We start from the raw sequence: 1,517 nt of genomic DNA on the forward strand, positions 1-1,517 counted from the left end.
AAAGACCGGTTATGACCGGTTTTTATGCGCACGATAAACTTTTGCGACAGAACCGTTATTTAAGGAGACTTAAGTACCTCAAATACCACCCAGTTTCTGACTTCATCAGAAAACTCATGTTTATCATTGTAATCCATATGCAGGTATTGGTGCTTATTGTCTCCCCAAAAGTTCGAGCTAGACCAAGTCCCCTCTGTTGCAGACCAGTAATGAGAGGGGTTCCACTGCGATGCATAATACCCCAATGCTTCTGTATTGTTAGTTTCTATATCAGTGCTTAGTGCCCTAAGTTCCAAAATAGTAGGTAATATTAGCGTATAACCTTCTAAAATAACCGACCTTTCATCATCACTCCCATCATGAGAACCTTCTTGTGTGGCAACCGTATCTCTGCCCTCATTCAGTAAATCATCTAGGTTCTCATGAGAAATAGGATCATATCCGTAAGAGCTACCATCTCCTGAAGAATCTAGATAATAATAGGTGTGTCCGTTTGATGAAATAGGATTGATTAAATTAAGGTTAATGCCATGTACTACGCCTAAATTAATGCTTGTACTTCGGTCAGTAACATGACTATGATTATCTTGGAACGTGCTTGCCCTGAGTAGCCAAGGAATTATTAATCCGTAGTCAGACGTTACCATAGTATTCCCATCAAGCATCCAAAGCTTACTATGTTTAACCCCCATATAGAAGTTTGATTCTGTATAGTAACGCGCATGATAACCCTTTATATTCATAGACTCCGTAGGATTAGATAATAATGGTGAATGCTTTCCTGACAAAGCTAATATCCGATCAATTTCCTCGTTCAAAGTAAATAGCCTATCAATTTGTTTCTGAACAACGCTCCCTACATAAAAAGTAGCTAAAAAAATGTTATCAATATCATTTGCATCGCTGTTTGTATTTATATCAATGCTGGTGTCACCCTCACTAATAAAGCTAGCAATATTATACCGCTCATGATCTTCTTCATAGCTAGGGGTGCCCGGAGAGAGTGGGTCATCAAAACTGCCGATAGTGACTAAATTACCATGTGTGTGTACGCTATTGTCACCAATAGCGTCATCGCCACCACCTGCATTATTCGTTAATCGTTAACCATAACAGTCGATTTTTGGTCACAACAACTAAAACTTATACCTAAAGTCATTTCAGCAAAAAAAATAATTTCATTAGGATTTAAAGGATTAGTAAAGTTTATAGAGAAGGTTTCATTGACATCTGCGAAACCATCAAAAATAGCAACAGTTGCCTCAGGTAAAGAGGGATGCTCATAAACAACAACTAAGGCGTGACCATCGATATAGTCGGTATTAAAGTGTTCAATGACATTAAAATTATAAATACCGCCAGCACCTACATCAATAATTGGTTTTACAATATAGGTAACATCAGCGCGAGACGTCCCTAATGCCCCCGAATTTGACGTATTCATTACTATAATTTCATTGTGATATGGGTTCTGTCGCAAAAACTAAATCACCTACGATCATACTCACATTGAGCGG

The 1,517-nt window shown here is 38.2% G+C and carries 2 protein-coding genes; both read right to left on the minus strand.

Annotated features, from left to right (window positions below; all coding sequences use genetic code 11):
- Window positions 1-59: 59 nt before the first annotated feature.
- A complete protein-coding gene (locus CDZ78_RS20295) occupies window positions 60-818 on the minus strand; it encodes a hypothetical protein (RefSeq protein WP_140414265.1) in 759 nt (252 codons plus the stop codon).
- A 278-nt stretch (window positions 819-1,096) separates the two neighbouring features.
- Window positions 1,097-1,444, minus strand: coding sequence for a hypothetical protein (locus CDZ78_RS20300; protein WP_087871568.1), 348 nt, complete (start codon window positions 1,442-1,444; stop codon window positions 1,097-1,099).
- Window positions 1,445-1,517 lie beyond the last annotated feature (73 nt).

Source organism: Bathymodiolus platifrons methanotrophic gill symbiont (genome assembly GCF_002189065.1).
GTDB lineage: Bacteria > Pseudomonadota > Gammaproteobacteria > Methylococcales > Methylomonadaceae > Methyloprofundus.